Here is a 15,836-nt window from a genome sequence, read left to right on the forward strand (position 1 = left end):
TTGGCCCCTAAATAGAAGAAGCAGCTACCAGAAAACAATGACAATGCGCCGATTTACCCACTTCTTTCGTCTGCCTATGCTACAGCGCGGTCCCAAACAGGTGGAGAACAGGGCAAATGGCGCAAAAGACGCTTTTGAAAGGGCGCGTTCTGAGTTTCACAGGCTCACCCTTTGACGGAGAGCCAACAGAAGCGACCCAGCTGGACGAAGCCGTCGTGATTGACAAAGGACGCGTTGCCGATGTCGGCGCGTATGATGCGCTGATGCGGCGTCACCCTGATGCCGTCATCAAGGACTATGGCAATCACCTGATCATTGCGGGTTTCGTTGACCCGCATGTGCACTACCCGCAGACCGCCATGATCGCCAGTTGGGGGAAGCGGTTGATCGACTGGCTGAACACCTACACCTTCCCCGAAGAGATGAAGTTTGGTGATCCTGAATACGCCTCTGAAATCGCCAACCGTTATCTGGATCTGACTGCCGCCCATGGCACCACGACGATGTGCAGTTTTTGCACCATCCACCCCGAAAGCGTGGATGCCTTTTTCACTGCCGCGCAGCAACGGGGACAGCGCGTGGTCGCGGGCAAGACCTGTATGGACCGCAATGCGCCTGAAGGCCTTCGGGACACGGCCCAGACAGCCTATGACCAATCTGCCGCGCTGCTGGAGAAATGGCACCGTGTCGACCGCCTGTCCTATGCCATCACGCCCCGGTTTTCGCCCACGTCCACCCCAGAACAGCTTGAGGCCATGGGCGCGCTTTGGGCGGAACATCCCCATTGCCTGATGCAAACACACCTGAGCGAGCAGACAGACGAAATCGAGTGGGTCCGCTCCCTGTTCCCCGATGCCCGGGACTATCTGGACACTTACGAAAAGTTCGGGCTGCTGGGGCAGAACGGACTTTATGGGCATGTCATCCATCTGGAAGACCGGGAATGCGATCGTCTGCGCGAGGTTGATGCGTCACTGATCCACTGCCCCACCTCGAACACCTTCATAGGGTCGGGTCTGTTCGACATGAACGGCTTGATCCACGATGGCCACCGGATCGGTCTGGCCACCGACACCGGTGGCGGATCAAGTTTTTCAATGCTGCGCACCATGGCTGCCGCTTATGAAATCGGTCAGTTGCGCGGGCGCCCCCTGCATCCGGCGCAATTGCTGTGGCTGGGTACAGTCGGGTCGGCGCGCAGCCTGCGGATGGATGATTGCATCGGCAACATTGCTCCGGGAATGGAGGCGGATCTGGTCGTGATTGATCTCGCCTCGACCCCGGCTATCGCCCAGCGCGAGGCTTGTGCAAACGATGTTTGGGAGGCAATCTTCCCGACCATCATGATGGGTGATGATCGGGCTGTGGCCGAGGTCTGGATCGGTGGGCGGAAGGCCGCTTAGGCCTGCAACGCCTTGGCAAGACTGTTTTGACGCTCAATCACGCGGGGCAGGTCAATCGTCGTGATATGCCTATCCCGCACGATCTGGCGGCCTTCTACAAACAGGTGCTTTACCTGCATCGGACCGGCCAGAAGCAGTGCTGCCGGGTCCCAACTGCCTGCGCATTCGATACTGCGCATATCCCAGACAGCGACATCCGCGCGTTTTCCCGGCATAAGCCGCCCGCAATCAGGACGCCCCAGCACATCGGCCCCGCCACGTGTTGCAATCTCAAATGCTTCGCGGGCCGACATCGCATCTGCCCCATTAACCACCCGCTGCAACAGCAGTGCCTGCCGGGCCTCAAGCATCAGATTACCGTTGTCGTTACTGGCCGAGCCATCAGCGCCGAGGCCGACCTTTACCCCCGCATCGCGCATCGCCCGCACCGGCGCGATGCCTGATCCCAGACGGCAGTTCGAACATGGGCAATGAGCGACACCGGTTTTCGTACGCGAAAACAGGTCAATCTCGGCCCCGTCCAGCTTGACGCAATGAGCGTGCCACACATCCGGGCCGATCCAACCCAGATCTTCGGCGTACTGACCGGGCCGACAGCCGAACTGAGCCTGTGAATAGGCGATATCTTCATCGTTTTCAGCCAGATGTGTATGCAACATCACGCCTTTGTCCCGTGCCAGAAGGGCGGCATCTCGCATCAGGTCCCGGCTGACCGAGAACGGTGAACACGGGGCCAGACCTACGCGGCACATCGACCCTTCGGACGGATCGTGAAAAGCATCCACGACGCGGATCATGTCGTCCAGAATAGCAGTTTCTTCTTCCACCAGGCTGTCCGGAGGCAGGCCGCCATCGCTTTCACCGATGCTCATCGCGCCACGTGTCGGGTGAAATCGCATCCCCAACTCGGATGCGGCAGCAGTCGTGTCCTCCAGCCGCGATCCATTGGGGTAGAGGTACAGGTGATCGGAACTGAGCGTACAGCCTGACAGCGCCAGCTCTGCCAAACCGATCTGGGCCGAGGTGAACATCTCGTCTGGTCCGAACTTCGCCCAAATCGGATAAAGTGTTTGAAGCCACCCAAACAGCAATGCGTCCTGCCCGCCCGGCACCGCGCGGGTCAACGTTTGGTAAAGATGGTGATGAGTGTTCACCAGTCCGGGTGTCACCAGACAGCCCGAAACATCGTGAACCTCGCCTTGTGTCTGCAATCCGTACCCGATCCCCGCGATCTGGCCGTCGCGGATCAGAATGTCAGCCCCGGGGAGTTCCTGCCGGGACTCGTCCATCGTCAGGATCAGGTCAGCGTTTTTGAGTAGGATTTCTGTCATGTCGCGCTCCTGCATCTGCCCGTCTCTTGCAAGGAGTGCGAAGGTCGGCGGAAAACGGGCTTAAGAACCGACCGTGTATTATGTACCCGCCATCGGGATCTGCGACAACAAATTTCAGAACCGACGCAGGATCTGAAGGGCCTCTGCATGAATCTCTGCGTTGGCTGCGGCCAATGCCCTACCGCCCTCATGCGCTGGGCCACCTTGCCAATCGGTCACAATTCCGCCTGCCGCCTGAATAACCGCGATAGGCGCCTGAATGTCATACGAGTTCAGCCCTGCTTCGATCACCAGATCTGCCTGCCCAGCGGCCAACAAGGCATAAGCGTAGCAGTCCATTCCATATCGGGTCAGTTGCACCTGTTCCGATACGGCCTGAAACCCGGCCCGGTCATCCGGGGTGCCGACTTCAGGAAAAGTGGTGAACAGCGTCGCCTGCGCCAGAGATTTCGTCCCCCGGGTTTGCAGCTTACTGGTCCCCAGTGGCCCTGTAAGGTGCGCACCAGCTGTCGATCCGACAAAGCGTTCGCCAATATAGGGCTGATCAATCACTCCCATGATCGGCCCGTCTGCTGTGCTGAGCGCGATCAGAACGCCCCAAGTTGGTGTGCCACTGATAAACCCGCGCGTGCCGTCGATGGGGTCCAAAACCCAGGTTCGGCCACTGCTGCCCTTGTGCGCACCGTATTCTTCGCCCAACACGCCATCTTCGGGGCGCAACCGGGACAGCACCTCTCGCATGGCTTTTTCGGCGGCCCGATCCGCCGCGGTGACGGGGTCAAACCCTTCGGTCAGCTTGTTCGCTGTTTCCAAATTGGTCTGACGAAAAAAAGGAAGAATGGCCGCGCGTGCCGCTTCGGCCATTTCTTCTGCAATTTCAATGTCGCTTAAACTCGCCGGATGCATGGCACTCTGGTGCGGGCATTACCTGACAAAGTCAAGCCGGTCTGATCAGGCGACGTCGCTGAGGACACGTGCAAGTTCAAACAGGCGGCGGCGCTGGTTTTCCGGAATTGCGTAGTAAGAGCGTACAAGATCCAGGGCTTCTTTATCGCCCATCAGATCAGCTGGAACAGATTTCTTGTCCGAGCTGCTTTTCTCGGCTTCTTCCAGACCTTCGAAGAAGAAGCTTACCGGTACGTCCAAAGCCTCGGCAATGTCCCACAGGCGGGACGCGCTGATTCGGTTGGCTCCGGTCTCATATTTCTGGATTTGCTGAAACTTGATACCAACTTGCTGCGCCAATTGTTGCTGGGTCATCCCAATCAGCCAGCGGCGATGCCGAACGCGTTTGCCCACATGGACATCGACGTGATGAGTCATTGGTATTCTCCTCTACTACACACACATTTGTACGGGATCGAGCGACGTCCGAGATCGCAATACCAACAGTGGCTTCCTTAACCGCCCCCTAATCCGGACTGTGCCGTCCCCCGTTACCAGCACTGATAGTCTATATTGCCCGTTTTGAATTTTTTTTCAAGCTGGTTGAGTCGATCCCCCCTCACAAGGGCTGTGGTTGTATGTGTCAAAAGCCCTGTGCGCTTTTCGCTTGCCCCGGTTGGACATGCGACAGATTTTCAGTCGTTTCAGGACGCAGCGCATAAGGAATTGACATCTTGTACAGCCGACGTGCCAATGCCCGAAACACGTGAGGAGCCACATGAAGGCCTTTTGTATTCAATCCGAGGGGGCAGTTGCCCAGCTGTGCGATGTACCAAAACCCGAGCCGGGTGAGGGCCAGGTGCGGGTCGCGATCAAAGCCTGCGGTTTGAATTTCGCTGATCTGTTAATGCAGAAAGGAACGTATCAGGATACACCGCCTGCGCCGTTTACTTTGGGAATGGAAATAGCCGGTGTCGTGGATGCCATCGGTCCAGGTGTGCCCACCCTGAAACCGGGTGATCGGATCGCCGTCTATTCTGGTCAGGGCGGGCTGGCAGAGTATGGCGTTTTCGATGCCTATCGCGCGATCCCGTTGCCTGACACGACCCGTTTCGAAGATGCCGCCGCGATCCAGATTGCTTATGGTACCAGTCACATGGCCCTTGACCACCGCGCCAGGCTGCAACCCGGCGAGACACTTCTGGTAACCGGCGCAGCAGGCGGCGTTGGGCTGACCGCGGTTGAGATCGGCAAGCTCATGGGCGCCACCGTCATCGCACAGGCCCGCGGCCCTGAAAAGCTGGCCGTTGCCCGTGCGGCGGGGGCCGACCACCTGATTGATACCTCAGAGGATCTAAGGGATCGGGTCAGATCGCTTGGCGGCGCGGATGTCGTCTATGATGCAATCGGCGGCGATGTGTTCAAGGCGGCCTTCCGCGCCACCAATCCCGAAGGCCGCCTGCTGCCCATCGGATTTGCCGGCGGCGATGTTCCGCAAATCCCTGCCAATCATCTGCTGGTCAAGAATCTGACTGTGATCGGTTTTTACATTGGCGGGTATCTGAAATTCCGGCCAGAAGCCGTGCGCGAAAGTTTTGACACTCTTTTCCGCTGGCACGCCGAGGGCCGTATCAATCCACACATTAGCCACGTCTTGCCTCTTGATGAGGTCGCGCAGGGCATGCGGTTGCTGAAAGAACGGAAATCGACAGGCAAAATCGTGATCACCGCCTGACCACAATCAGCCCACTACGGCACGGAGCTGCGTCCCCCCAAGAAGGCGGAAGTTCTGACGCACCAATTGTGCCAGCGCTTCGACAACCGCGTCTCGACCCGGTTCGCCACCATACAGGTTGATCATATGCGCAGGTAGGTCCGGTAACGCACCCCCGCTTTCGATCTGTTCAAGATGTGCGGCTTCGGTACCTTCCAGTGCCGCATACACTGCCAGATCAGCACTGACTGTGGCCTCGATTGTGCGGTCGTTTTCAGTTTCCACCGACAGTTCCCAGGGAATACCGGCTGCATCCAGCGCAGAGATCACCTGTGGTCGAAACAAGCAGCGACGTCCAAGTGCCAAAGGCAGCGGACGCTTGCGCCAGGCCGATCCACCCGGCGCACCTATCCAGCGCAAGGGCAGCTCTGCAATGGTTTCCGCACCGTCCACCGACGTCGGTTCCGTGGTCAGGATCACGTCACATTCGCCGCGTTTGTACATGTCTTTCAACTGCAAGGAATAAGACGAGACCAACTGAACTCGGACCCGTGGGAAATCCGCGTTGAACCGTTGCAGGACCCGTGGGATGGCCGGGTAAACTATGTCGTGAGGAACCCCCAATACCACCTCACCTTCAAAGGCCTGATCGGTCAGTTTCGAGATGACCTCATCATTCAATGCGATCATACGGCGCGCATAGGCCAGCAGTTGCTCGCCAGACGCGGTCAGGGCAATCGTTCTGCCACTGCGGTCCAACAACTGAAGGCCAAGCAACTCTTCCAGCCGTTTCAACTGCATCGAGACCGCAGATTGCGTCAGATGCAGAAATCCGGCAGCGCGAGTCACCCCACCCTGATCCGCCACCGCAACAAATGACCGAAGGGTTGTGATGTCCAGATTCCGCATCTTCACGATTCCTTATGTGTTTCATCAAAAATATTCGTTTTAAAAATATGTCATACTCCCCCATATCAATCAAGGAAATTGATGAAGACGAGATAAACCATCGAGAATGCACGAAAGGACAATAAATATGACCCAAATTGCCATTCATCACCATTGCAATCCCAAGAAGCAATCGCTCGGCACTATCATCAGGCGTGCTGTTTCCCTGAAGCGTCAACGCCGTCGGCTGGCGCGACTTGATGATCGCGCCCTTCAGGACATCGGAGTCTGTAGATCAGAGGCTGATGCCGAAGCCAGACGTTTCGTCTGGGACGCGCCGGAATTCTGGCAGAAATGATGCAAATACATATCTTTAGTTCATGAGTGGCGGTCACGTGTTGCGGATCGCCACTTTTGTTGCGTAAATTAGTAGGTTTTCCGCGGTAAATACTTGAAACACAGCCCTGAGTTGCCGATATTTGCCTAGAACGCTTCCCTCATAGCAGGGGGGCTGAATAATTATGTAAAGGGAGACCCTTTGATGGCACAATTCGACACGATCCGGACGGCGGCCGGCGCGCGCGCTGCCGAGATTGATGAGGGCCTGCGCGCCCATATGAACAAAGTCTACGGCACTATGTCCGTCGGCATGCTGATTACGTTCGCAGCAGCCTGGGCCATCGCGGGCCTGGCAACCACAAGCGATCCGTCAGCCGCGGCGGCACAGTTGAATGCCGATACCTATCTGACATCGCTGGGCTATAGCATTTACGCGTCGCCCTTGCGCTGGGTCATCATGTTTGCACCTTTGCTGTTTGTTTTCGGCTTCAGCGCCGGGATCAACCGCATGTCGGCAGCCGCCGCACAGCTGGTGTTCTACGTTTTTGCTGCGGTGATGGGTATTTCGATCAGCTGGATCTTCCTTGTTTTCACCGGTGAGTCGGTCATCCAGGTCTTCCTGATCACCGCAATCGCGTTCGCGGGCCTGTCCCTGTACGGTTACACAACCAAGAAAGACTTGTCCGCCATGGGCACTTTCCTGATGATGGGCCTGATCGGCCTGATCGTCGCGATGGTTGTGAACATCTTTCTGGCGTCTTCGGCGGTTGCCTTTGCAATCTCGGCCATCGGCGTTCTGATCTTCGCGGGCCTGACCGCCTACGATACCCAGAACATCAAGACCACATACCTGCAAATGGCCCACAGTGGCGATCAGGAATGGCTGGGCAAGGCTGCTATCATGGGTGCATTGAACCTGTACCTGGACTTCATCAACCTGTTCATGTTCCTGCTGCAATTCCTGGGCAACCGCGAGTAATTGCATACCATTGGTATGGGGAAAGGCCGGTCATCAGACCGGCCTTTTTTCGTTTTGAACCAACTGGTGATAGAGCTTGTCCGGCGCACAAGTTCTACCGGAAAAGGCAGCGATGTACGCGCGCCCGGTCAAGAAAAAGCCCCCGCTAGATCGGCGAGGGCATGATACATCAGAAGGTAAAAGACTTAGCTACAGTTCAACGGTACTGCAAAGCCCGAACTACGCTCGGACGTGCCTTTGCGGAACACATCGCCAGCAGGTATACACCCGGTGAAACGCTCGGCCTCTTGCGCAAAACCAACGCCGACCGAGTTGTCGACCTTAACGCTGTTCGTCGGCGTACGAAGGACACCATACAAGGTTCCGTTGACACTGACGGTGCTCAAGAACAGATTCGTATCGCTGCCCTGTAGCTGGACCGCATTGCCCGGCGTCTGCCCGCCATTGTCGATGGCAACGGACGCCACCTTGGATGGATCCACTTCATCAACCAAGAGAGTGACGGTCTGAAGCTCTGCCAGTTCGGCAGGGACGTTCGTTTCGGGCGGCAGAAAAGCGACGGCTCCGGGAACGTCGGAAATCGTGCGGGGTTCGCCATCGATTCCGGTAAACCCGACACCTTTGCGGTTGAACGGGTCTTCACAGGCCGCCAAAGTCAGAACGGCTATTGTGGATAACAAGATTTTTTTCATGGCGGTCAACATTTTGTGGCGGTTTGCTCAAGCGTACTTGCAGGTCGGCACAAAAAGCAAGCCACAGGCCATGCGATTGCATCGGTGGCTGATGCGCTCCTGCAACGGCCCCAGATGGGCATGTTGACGTTTCTGGCAACCATCCACCGGAATTCAGCACGAAAAAAGGCCCTGCCAAGCAGAGCCTTTTTGGAAAGTCCAAATGGAACGGAAAGATTACTTGATCTTGCCTTCCTTGTACTCGACATGCTTCCGAACCACCGGATCGTATTTACGAATGGTCATTTTCTCGGTCATGGTGCGTGCGTTCTTTTTGGTCACGTAGAAGTGGCCCGTGCCCGCGGTCGAGTTCAGACGGATCTTGATTGTCGTCGGCTTCGCCATGGTTATCTCCTGCGTCCGGAAAGGCAGGGGCCTTTCGGTTGAATTCCTATGAGCGTGCGCTTTTACGCGCTACGCCGTGCATGTCAAGGCCAATCGGACGATCCCAGCCCAGGAATCGGGCACAGGTTCAACCCGGCAACGTTGGTGCGCCCATATAGTTGTGAATCTGGTCTCTTTCACCGTCCGAAAGGCCCAGCGCAGTGGACAATTGCCGCAAATATGCGGCCTCACGATCATTGTCCAACCGTATTGCCGCCAGAGAAATCGCATAAATCTGCGTTCCGAGAGGCGCCCCAGAATCAGCTGCCAGACCCATTACGTCGACGGGTGCGTTCAGTTGTTCCTGCACAAATGCGCGTTCTTCGTCGCTGATGTCATCGCCCAGTTCACCCAGGATCGTTTCTTTCTCGTGTTCATCCAATTCGCCGTCTGCCTTGGCCGCCTGGATCATTGCCCGCAACATAAGCTTGGCCTGAGCTTCCATCGCGGCCCCGGCTGGTGTTCCGCCAAACACCGTCTCCATCATGTCGGTGGTTTGCTGGCTGCCAGTTCTGGCCGCCCCCTGCATCGCATTCAAAAGCCTGCCAAGACCGGCGGCACCGGCGGTACTGCCACCCAACCCCATCTTGCCCATCATATCCTGAAGGCCTGTCGCACCTCCGGGAAGGCCGAACTGTTCTGCCATCTTGCCGAGCTGATCCATGCCAAGGCCACCGCCTGCGCCTTGCATCATGTCCTGCAAGCCAGCCATTCCGCCCATTTTCTGGTATTTTTCCAGCCCCTTCGCGGCTGCGAAACCAACTGCAACGGACGCAAGTGTCTTCATAAAGCTCATGACAATCCTCCCGGTTTTTCAAAATATGCCCCAATTCTATCAGAGGAATGCAAAGGCGAATACCACGTTCAACCCCCACGGGATTCTGGACTGAATTTCCAAGCCGGTGAGGACCGGACGGCAGTGACTAAGTTTGTACATATCACGATATCGTGATAGGTTTACCGCGACTGATACGTCCAAGAGGCCGACTTCAGGCTCGACGGCCAAGGCAGTGTAAACAGGTAATGCCCGCGCGGAGCAGTGTTGTTTTACGCAGCTTTTCTTGGGGGGCTATCATGACAGAGTGGGTTATTCAGGGCGAAGAACTGGCCAATTGTAATTGCAATTTCGGTTGCCCCTGCCAATTCAGCGTTCTTCCATCTCATGGCAATTGCGAGGCAGTGGTCGTTTTCGACATCGAAAGCGGACATTATGGCGATACTGATCTGGCAGGTTTGCGGGCAGCAGGTGTTTATCACTGGCCGGGACCGATCCACGAAGGCAATGGTCAGATGCAACTGATCATTGACGAAAGTGCTACAGCCGAACAGCGCGCAGCATTGCAGGCCATCATGACCGGCGAAGACACCGATGAAATGGCGACCATGTGGTACGTTTACAGTGCGATGGCACCGACGAAACATGAAACGCTTTTTGTACCGATCGAATTGAACTGGAACCGCGATGATCGCAGTGGCTATGCCAGGGTTCAAGGGGTCTTCGACGTCGAGGTCAGCCCGATTCCTCATATCGTATCGGGCGCTGCGCACAGGGCATCGATCCAGTTGCCGAACGGCTTTGAGTACCGCCACGCCGAGGCTGCCTCCGGGTCGGCCAAAACAACGGGTGGTGAGATCAGTCTTACCTTTGACGCCACGCACGCTCATCTCGCACATCTGAACCTCTCGGGTCACGGTGTTCTGGGCGCGTAGCCGGAGACTTTCTCATGACCAGACAGAGTGCGGCAGCCCCTGCCGGGGCGATTGAGCGGCTGTTGAGGCAGGACAATGCAATCGTGTTGGGCAGCGTCCTTCTGATCATTCTTGCAGCCACCTGGTACACAGTTGCCGGCGTCGGGATGAGTATGTCTGCGGTCGAAATGACCCGCATGGCAGGCCCGGTTGGAGAGCCCATGCAGATGGGTTCCGCAACCGTCTGGAGCTTCGGTTACACCCTGCTCATCTTCCTGATGTGGTGGATCATGATGATTGCCATGATGACCCCAAGTGCCGCGCCAGCCGTGCTTTTGTTTGCCGCAACAAAGCGAATGGGTCCTGAGAAAGACCGTGCGGCAAAGTTCAGCCTGTGTTTCCTGTTGGGCTATCTGGTGACCTGGGGTGCGTTCAGCCTGGCTGCAACGGCAATGCAGTGGGAGTTGGAACATATCGGGCTGTCGAACGGGCCGATGATGACAATCCGCTCCGGCCTCTTCGCGGGATGTGTTCTGCTGGCTGCCGGGTTTTACCAGTTTTCGAGTTTAAAGAACGCGTGTCTTCGTTACTGCCAAAGCCCCGCAAGGTTTCTGGCCGGTCACAACCGGCCCGGCCCCTTCGGCGCGTTCAGAACCGGAGCCTTGCACGGCACACATTGCCTTGGGTGCTGCTGGGCTCTGATGTTGCTGCTATTCATCGGGGGGATAATGAACCTCTATTGGATTGTCGGTATCGCCGCTTACGTGGCACTGGAAAAGCTTCTACCCAGGACCAGGTGGTTGGTGCCAGTGTCAGGTGTGGCACTGATCGGCACAGGTCTTTGGTTTATCATGGCACCGTTGATTTTTGACATTTGACACGTGACAGCCTTCGGGGTCGGCTGACTGAAAGGCCCTGTAATTTTCGTTAATACGGAGGTTCCAATGCCCATTTTCATTACCTATGCGACTTACTCGCAGGCTGGCGTCAAAGGCATGTTGCAAAAGCCCGAGAACCGCACCGGCCCGGTGAAAGCATTACTGGAGAAAGTCGGCGGTCGACTGTTGTCCTTCTACATGACGACCGGCAGCAATGACGTGGTCGTGATCAGCGAAGCGCCAGACGGAACAGATGCTGTGGCGGTCGGCATGGCAGTCGCGGCATCGGGTGCGGTCACGAACATAGAAACGGTTCGAGCCTGGACTGCGGACGAGTTCGTTTCGGTCACTGAGAAAGCCGCAAGGTTGACGGGGACGTACACGCCGCCCGGAGGATAAAAGGATACGCGCGGAGGGCCTGTAAGCCGGATCTTGTTCCGGGGTTTCCCCCTTCAATGACCATTCCTCTAGGCCGTGCATTGCTGCACGGCTCAAGCTGCCAACCCGGTCCCTCTCGGCCAAGACGCACTTAGCGGCGGTATCGGCTTGCGCCGACCGGCCCGCGCGGGGACCCTATTTGGCATTGCTCCCGGTGGGGCTTGCCGTGCCGCCACTGTTGCCAGCGGCGCGGTGGGCTCTTACCCCACCGTTTCACCCTTACCCGGGGCCGAGGCCCTGGGCGGTCTGATTTCTGTGGCGCTTTCCGTCGGGTTGCCCCGCCCGGGCGTTACCCGGCACCGTTGTCTTGTGGAGTCCGGACTTTCCTCTCGGGCGTACGCCCCAGCGGCCATCCGGCCCTCCGCGCCTGGGCTGGGTAGGCTTTGTGGTCTGCGGCGTCAAGAGCTGACGGATCAGAGAAGGGGCCAGCCCCTTCTCGGCCTGCGGCCAATTCAACCCCGGGATATTTTTGGCCAGATGAAGAGCGGATCAGGTTGTTATGTCCGACGGGGTGAGCGCATTCATATCCGCCATGTCCAGCGGACCTTTCGCCCAGGGTCGAAATCGCAATCGGACAGCCGCCAGCAGTTTTGCATCGTCCACGGGGGCGGTGAAACCTGCCATCCGAGCAGAGGCGCGAAATGCTTCTGCATCAGGTGACATCGAATCAATTCCTGTGCCGCGCGGTTTGGCCAGCGCTTGCCTTTCGAGCCTGTTCCAGTCGAAGCGCGGCCCAGGGTCGGATTTGCGCCCGGGCGCCATGTCGGAATGTCCGATGACCCCGGACGGCGTAATGGACCAGCGGGTCATGATCAGGGGCAACAGCTGTTCCAGCACTGCCATTTGCGGCTGCGAGAACGGATGTGTTCCGGTATTGTCCAGTTCGATCCCAACCGAGCGCGAGTTGATGTCGTCCTTGCCGCCCCATTCCCCTGCCCCGGCATGCCAGGCGCGATCTTCTTCCCGCACCATTTGCCAAAGGGTGCCGTCATTGCCGATCAGGTAATGGGCCGAAACCTCGGAAGCCGGGTCGCACAGGCGATCCAGAGCCGCCAGTGCACTGTCCATGGCCGTATAGTGGATCACGATCAAGAATGGCACCAACCCGCCCCGGCGCTTGCCGAAATTCGGAGACGGATGCCAGATCGGCGTCAGGGCGTCAGTTGTTAACGGCACTGCGGAACGGGCTGGGGTCCCAGCCACAGGCATAGCCGTCGCCGTCCGGGTCCAGACCCTTGCGGTCACGTTGCGGACCGCCGTTGGACAGGAATTCGATCTGAGCCTGATCCGGTGACGGGAATTGCGCACAGTTCCGCTGTGCCTTGGCTTGCAGGTTGAAACCGGAGCGGCTGTAGAGTTGCGTGCCCACCGGATTGGAGGTGCTTAGCGCATATTGTACGATATTCGGCTGGCCGCTCGCCGTGCGCTCAGGCACGGCGGTTGGTGCGACAACTTCGTAGGTCTGGCGGTTTTGTTCAATCCGCGCGGCATCGGATTGGATGCTGCGCCTCTCGGACACGGCCGCGAAGTCCTGCTCGTCAGAGATCGCACTGCTGCTGGAGCCGGAAGCCGGCGACGCGGGGACCGAGGATTGCCCGGACGTGCTGGCCAACGCTGCGGCGGTCTGGTTGGCGATGTCCGCATTTTCACCCGTTGCAAAGGTTGATGCTCCTGACGCGCCCAGTGGTTGCTGGGAAACATCGACCGGAGCCAGCAGCGGATTGATCGCTCCACCCTGGCCGGCCAATTGAGCCTCGCGCCGCGCCTGATATTCAGGCGTGTTGAAACCCGTGCTGGTCAACGGCGCGACATTGGTGCAGGCCGCAGCCAGTGTCAGGGCCGGGACCAAAAGCAAAACACGCATTGTTTGGCTCCGTTTTTGGTAATCCACTTTCCCGAAGGCTTACCACCATTTGCCGGGCTTGGCCACAAATCCGGCTGCGTTTTCCAGCGCATAAGCGGTGTTGAGCAAGTCACCTTCTTCCCACGGGCGCCCGATCAGCTGCAACCCCAATGGAAGACCTTGTGCATCCAGGCCTGCGGGGACCGAGATACCGGGCAAGCCCGCGAGGTTCACGGTAACCGTAAAGACGTCGTTCAAATACATCTGAACAGGGTCCGCCTCGGTCATTTCCCCCAGACCGAACGCCGCCGAAGGGGTTGCCGGTGTCAGAATGGCATCGATGCCCGCGGCAAACACGTCTTCGAAGTCTTTCTTGATCAGGGTCCGGACCCGGCGCGCGCGGTTGTAATAGGCATCATAGAAACCTGCGGACAGCACATATGTGCCGACCATCACGCGGCGCTGCACCTCGGGGCCAAAGCCTTCGGCGCGAGTCTTTTCGTACATCTCAGTGATGCCATCGCCCTGCGCCAGCTGTGCGCGGCGGCCATAGCGAACACCGTCATAGCGGGCGAGGTTCGAAGATGCCTCGGCCGGGGCAATCACGTAATAGGCGGGCAGCGCGTATTTGGTATGCGGAAGCGAGATATCGACAATCTCGGCACCCGCGGCTTTCAGCATCGCTGCGCCATCGGCCCAGAGTTTTTCGATCTCGGCGGGCATGCCGTCCATACGGTACTCTTTCGGGATACCGATCTTCTTGCCCTTGATGTCACCAGTCAGCATGGCCTCGAAATTCGGGACGGCCAGTTCGGCACTGGTCGAATCCTTGGGGTCATGCCCGCACATGGTTTCCAGCATGATTGCTGCATCACGTACGTTCTTGGTCATTGGTCCTGCCTGATCCAGCGAGGACGCGAAGGCGACGATGCCCCAACGAGAGCAACGACCATAGGTGGGTTTGATGCCCGTGATGCCAACAAAGGCCGCAGGCTGGCGGATCGAGCCACCGGTGTCGGTACCTGTCGCCGCCAGGCACAAATCAGCAGCCACGGCAGACGCAGAGCCGCCAGAGGAGCCACCCGGTGTCAGATGCGCATCATCGTTGCCACGGCGCCATGGGCTGACCGCATTGCCATAGGTCGAAGTTTCGTTGGACGATCCCATGGCGAATTCGTCCATGTTCAGTTTACCCAGCATCACCGCGCCCGCGTCGGCCAGTTGCTGTGAAACCGTGGATTCGTATTCCGGCTTGAACCCTTCCAGGATTTTCGACGCCGCCTGCGACGGCACACCCTTGGTGCAAAACAGATCCTTGATACCGATCGGCAGGCCACACATCGACGGTGCATCGCCACGCTGGATCCGCTCATCCGCGGCCTTGGCGCGTTCCATCGCAATTTCCGGCGTCTTGTGGACAAAAGCGTTCAGCGCATCTGCCTCGTCAATGGCTTTCAGGCAGGCGTCAGTCAGCTCGACAGAAGTGACGTCACCGGAACGCAGGGCATCGCGTGCCTCGGCCAGACCCAGTTTGTTCAGATCGCTCATGTCTTACTCCACCACTTTAGGGACTGCGAAGAACCCTTCGCGGGCGTCAGGGGCGTTGGCCAGAACCTTGTCCTGCTGGTTGCCGTCGGTCACCTCGTCCTTACGGCGTTTCAGCCGCATCGGCGTGACCGAAACCATCGGCTCGACACCTTCGACATCCACTTCGTTCAGCTGTTCGATGAACCCTAGGATGGTGTTGAACTCGGATGCCAGCGCCGGGAGCGCGTCATCCTCGACCTTGATCCGGGCCAGTTTGGCCACTTTGGCGGCGGTGCTTTGGTCAATCGACATCGGCTTCCCTCATCTACGTTATGGGGCGTTTACCTGTCTGTCGCGGCAGTCGCAAGACCGCTGCGCCACAGGCCGTGGCGAGTTTTTGATCCCCCACATGACACCCGCCATTCAAAACTGAATGAGTGGTATGCAAAAACGTAAACTGATTAGTTCAATATTGATCTTGAAAACTGAACTATACTGTTCATTTCTAATTGTGCGACACAACGCAAACCGGAGAAAACCATGAAACCCCTGATGATTGCCGCAGTCTTGTCCGCCACCTTTTTGGCCGCACCGGCCATGGCCTTGGGTATCGACACAAACAACCTGACACGCACGTTGACCTTCCCGTCGCCTGTGACGGAGCCGGTCACACAGGACAAGGTTAAACCTGCAAAGTGACGCGCAGGTTCCGGCCGGGTCGGATATCCCCTCTCCGACCCGGCCAAAGCGCATATTCGAGGGTGCACAGCCCAAAGCGAGTCGTTAGCATTGCTGCAAATACCAAAA

At 57.9% G+C, this 15,836-nt stretch carries 19 protein-coding genes and 1 other RNA gene; 8 read left to right on the forward strand and 12 right to left on the reverse strand.

Features of this window, described 5'->3' with window-relative positions:
* Window positions 1-116: 116 nt before the first annotated feature.
* A complete protein-coding gene (guaD, locus tag AC2FLZ_RS01220) occupies window positions 117-1,403 on the forward strand; it encodes a guanine deaminase (RefSeq protein ID WP_496881624.1) in 1,287 nt (428 codons plus the stop codon).
* On the opposite strand, the gene AC2FLZ_RS01225 is transcribed toward guaD, so the two are convergent.
* The 3 genes from AC2FLZ_RS01225 to AC2FLZ_RS01235 form a co-directional block, all read right to left on the reverse strand.
* Window positions 1,400-2,734, reverse strand: a complete 1,335-nt coding sequence (locus tag AC2FLZ_RS01225; RefSeq protein WP_496881625.1) for an 8-oxoguanine deaminase — start codon at window positions 2,732-2,734, stop codon at window positions 1,400-1,402. The genes guaD and AC2FLZ_RS01225 overlap by 4 nt on opposite strands.
* Window positions 2,735-2,848: 114 nt before the next feature.
* Window positions 2,849-3,640 carry a histidinol-phosphatase gene (gene hisN / locus AC2FLZ_RS01230; protein WP_480554032.1) on the reverse strand — a complete coding sequence of 264 codons (792 nt, stop codon included), beginning with the start codon at window positions 3,638-3,640 and terminating at the stop codon, window positions 2,849-2,851.
* Window positions 3,641-3,685: 45 nt separating this feature from the next.
* Entirely contained in the window at window positions 3,686-4,057 is a 372-nt protein-coding gene (locus tag AC2FLZ_RS01235) for a helix-turn-helix domain-containing protein (RefSeq protein WP_480475779.1), read from the reverse strand.
* A 340-nt stretch (window positions 4,058-4,397) separates the two neighbouring features.
* Here AC2FLZ_RS01235 and AC2FLZ_RS01240 point away from each other — a divergent pair, with 340 nt between their 5' ends.
* On the forward strand, window positions 4,398-5,354 hold the full coding sequence (locus AC2FLZ_RS01240; RefSeq protein ID WP_496821678.1) for an NADPH:quinone oxidoreductase family protein: 957 nt from the start codon (window positions 4,398-4,400) through the stop codon (window positions 5,352-5,354).
* Between the two features lie 6 nt (window positions 5,355-5,360).
* Here the strand turns inward: AC2FLZ_RS01240 and AC2FLZ_RS01245 are convergent, their stop codons facing one another.
* A complete protein-coding gene (locus AC2FLZ_RS01245) occupies window positions 5,361-6,242 on the reverse strand; it encodes a LysR family transcriptional regulator (RefSeq protein WP_496714884.1) in 882 nt (293 codons plus the stop codon).
* A 127-nt stretch (window positions 6,243-6,369) separates the two neighbouring features.
* On the opposite strand from AC2FLZ_RS01245, the gene AC2FLZ_RS01250 reads away from it, so the two are divergent.
* Entirely contained in the window at window positions 6,370-6,579 is a 210-nt protein-coding gene (locus AC2FLZ_RS01250) for a YjiS-like domain-containing protein (RefSeq protein WP_480493744.1), read from the forward strand.
* 183 nt (window positions 6,580-6,762) lie between these two features.
* Window positions 6,763-7,539 (forward strand): Bax inhibitor-1/YccA family protein, encoded by a 777-nt coding sequence (locus tag AC2FLZ_RS01255; RefSeq protein ID WP_480493742.1) that lies wholly within the window; start codon window positions 6,763-6,765, stop codon window positions 7,537-7,539.
* A gap of 185 nt (window positions 7,540-7,724) precedes the next feature.
* Here AC2FLZ_RS01255 and AC2FLZ_RS01260 read toward each other — a convergent pair whose 3' ends face one another.
* The 3 genes from AC2FLZ_RS01260 to AC2FLZ_RS01270 form a co-directional block, all read right to left on the reverse strand.
* Window positions 7,725-8,231, reverse strand: coding sequence for a hypothetical protein (locus tag AC2FLZ_RS01260; RefSeq protein WP_480493740.1), 507 nt, complete (start codon window positions 8,229-8,231; stop codon window positions 7,725-7,727).
* 216 nt (window positions 8,232-8,447) lie between these two features.
* Window positions 8,448-8,615, reverse strand: a complete 168-nt coding sequence (rpmG, locus tag AC2FLZ_RS01265; protein ID WP_037309480.1) for a 50S ribosomal protein L33 — start codon at window positions 8,613-8,615, stop codon at window positions 8,448-8,450.
* Between the two features lie 127 nt (window positions 8,616-8,742).
* Complete coding sequence (locus tag AC2FLZ_RS01270) at window positions 8,743-9,450, reverse strand: DUF533 domain-containing protein (protein WP_496809103.1); 708 nt, start codon at window positions 9,448-9,450, stop codon at window positions 8,743-8,745.
* Between the two features lie 278 nt (window positions 9,451-9,728).
* Here AC2FLZ_RS01270 and AC2FLZ_RS01275 point away from each other — a divergent pair, with 278 nt between their 5' ends.
* The 3 genes from AC2FLZ_RS01275 (at window position 9,729) to AC2FLZ_RS01285 (ending at window position 11,620) form a co-directional block, all read left to right on the forward strand.
* Window positions 9,729-10,364 carry a DUF1326 domain-containing protein gene (locus tag AC2FLZ_RS01275; RefSeq protein WP_209504621.1) on the forward strand — a complete coding sequence of 212 codons (636 nt, stop codon included), beginning with the start codon at window positions 9,729-9,731 and terminating at the stop codon, window positions 10,362-10,364.
* Between the two features lie 14 nt (window positions 10,365-10,378).
* The gene (locus AC2FLZ_RS01280; RefSeq protein WP_496881626.1) at window positions 10,379-11,221 is read left to right on the forward strand and encodes a DUF2182 domain-containing protein; all 843 of its coding nucleotides are present in this window, start codon (window positions 10,379-10,381) and stop codon (window positions 11,219-11,221) included.
* A 66-nt stretch (window positions 11,222-11,287) separates the two neighbouring features.
* On the forward strand, window positions 11,288-11,620 hold the full coding sequence (locus tag AC2FLZ_RS01285; RefSeq protein WP_480475761.1) for a GYD domain-containing protein: 333 nt from the start codon (window positions 11,288-11,290) through the stop codon (window positions 11,618-11,620).
* Between the two features lie 6 nt (window positions 11,621-11,626).
* Here the strand turns inward: AC2FLZ_RS01285 and rnpB are convergent.
* The 5 genes from rnpB to gatC form a co-directional block, all read right to left on the reverse strand.
* An RNA gene (gene rnpB / locus AC2FLZ_RS01290) (RNase P RNA component class A) lies at window positions 11,627-12,024 on the reverse strand.
* A gap of 124 nt (window positions 12,025-12,148) precedes the next feature.
* On the reverse strand, window positions 12,149-12,868 hold the full coding sequence (locus AC2FLZ_RS01295) for an N-acetylmuramoyl-L-alanine amidase (RefSeq protein ID WP_496881627.1): 720 nt from the start codon (window positions 12,866-12,868) through the stop codon (window positions 12,149-12,151).
* Entirely contained in the window at window positions 12,819-13,523 is a 705-nt protein-coding gene (locus AC2FLZ_RS01300) for a hypothetical protein (RefSeq protein ID WP_480554027.1), read from the reverse strand. Before AC2FLZ_RS01300 ends, AC2FLZ_RS01295 begins: the two co-directional genes overlap by 50 nt.
* Window positions 13,524-13,562: 39 nt before the next feature.
* A complete protein-coding gene (gene gatA / locus AC2FLZ_RS01305; protein WP_480475755.1) occupies window positions 13,563-15,050 on the reverse strand; it encodes an Asp-tRNA(Asn)/Glu-tRNA(Gln) amidotransferase subunit GatA in 1,488 nt (495 codons plus the stop codon).
* 3 nt (window positions 15,051-15,053) lie between these two features.
* Window positions 15,054-15,341, reverse strand: coding sequence for an Asp-tRNA(Asn)/Glu-tRNA(Gln) amidotransferase subunit GatC (gatC, locus tag AC2FLZ_RS01310; RefSeq protein WP_480475753.1), 288 nt, complete (start codon window positions 15,339-15,341; stop codon window positions 15,054-15,056).
* Between the two features lie 228 nt (window positions 15,342-15,569).
* On the opposite strand from gatC, the gene AC2FLZ_RS01315 reads away from it, so the two are divergent.
* Entirely contained in the window at window positions 15,570-15,728 is a 159-nt protein-coding gene (locus tag AC2FLZ_RS01315) for a hypothetical protein (RefSeq protein ID WP_480554025.1), read from the forward strand.
* Window positions 15,729-15,836: the final 108 nt, after the last annotated feature.

It is taken from the genome of Ruegeria sp. YKSF131, assembly GCF_059612645.1.

Coding starts and splice junctions, on each gene's coding strand:
- guaD (WP_496881624.1), top strand. CDS start 117: ATGGCGCAAAAGACGCTTTTGAAAGGGCGCGTTCTGAGTTTCACAGGC.
- AC2FLZ_RS01225 (WP_496881625.1), bottom strand. CDS start 2,734: ATGACAGAAATCCTACTCAAAAACGCTGACCTGATCCTGACGATGGAC.
- hisN (WP_480554032.1), bottom strand. CDS start 3,640: ATGCATCCGGCGAGTTTAAGCGACATTGAAATTGCAGAAGAAATGGCC.
- AC2FLZ_RS01235 (WP_480475779.1), bottom strand. CDS start 4,057: ATGACTCATCACGTCGATGTCCATGTGGGCAAACGCGTTCGGCATCGC.
- AC2FLZ_RS01240 (WP_496821678.1), top strand. CDS start 4,398: ATGAAGGCCTTTTGTATTCAATCCGAGGGGGCAGTTGCCCAGCTGTGC.
- AC2FLZ_RS01245 (WP_496714884.1), bottom strand. CDS start 6,242: ATGCGGAATCTGGACATCACAACCCTTCGGTCATTTGTTGCGGTGGCG.
- AC2FLZ_RS01250 (WP_480493744.1), top strand. CDS start 6,370: ATGACCCAAATTGCCATTCATCACCATTGCAATCCCAAGAAGCAATCG.
- AC2FLZ_RS01255 (WP_480493742.1), top strand. CDS start 6,763: ATGGCACAATTCGACACGATCCGGACGGCGGCCGGCGCGCGCGCTGCC.
- AC2FLZ_RS01260 (WP_480493740.1), bottom strand. CDS start 8,231: ATGAAAAAAATCTTGTTATCCACAATAGCCGTTCTGACTTTGGCGGCC.
- rpmG (WP_037309480.1), bottom strand. CDS start 8,615: ATGGCGAAGCCGACGACAATCAAGATCCGTCTGAACTCGACCGCGGGC.
- AC2FLZ_RS01270 (WP_496809103.1), bottom strand. CDS start 9,450: ATGAGCTTTATGAAGACACTTGCGTCCGTTGCAGTTGGTTTCGCAGCC.
- AC2FLZ_RS01275 (WP_209504621.1), top strand. CDS start 9,729: ATGACAGAGTGGGTTATTCAGGGCGAAGAACTGGCCAATTGTAATTGC.
- AC2FLZ_RS01280 (WP_496881626.1), top strand. CDS start 10,379: ATGACCAGACAGAGTGCGGCAGCCCCTGCCGGGGCGATTGAGCGGCTG.
- AC2FLZ_RS01285 (WP_480475761.1), top strand. CDS start 11,288: ATGCCCATTTTCATTACCTATGCGACTTACTCGCAGGCTGGCGTCAAA.
- AC2FLZ_RS01295 (WP_496881627.1), bottom strand. CDS start 12,868: ATGCCTGTGGCTGGGACCCCAGCCCGTTCCGCAGTGCCGTTAACAACT.
- AC2FLZ_RS01300 (WP_480554027.1), bottom strand. CDS start 13,523: ATGCGTGTTTTGCTTTTGGTCCCGGCCCTGACACTGGCTGCGGCCTGC.
- gatA (WP_480475755.1), bottom strand. CDS start 15,050: ATGAGCGATCTGAACAAACTGGGTCTGGCCGAGGCACGCGATGCCCTG.
- gatC (WP_480475753.1), bottom strand. CDS start 15,341: ATGTCGATTGACCAAAGCACCGCCGCCAAAGTGGCCAAACTGGCCCGG.
- AC2FLZ_RS01315 (WP_480554025.1), top strand. CDS start 15,570: ATGAAACCCCTGATGATTGCCGCAGTCTTGTCCGCCACCTTTTTGGCC.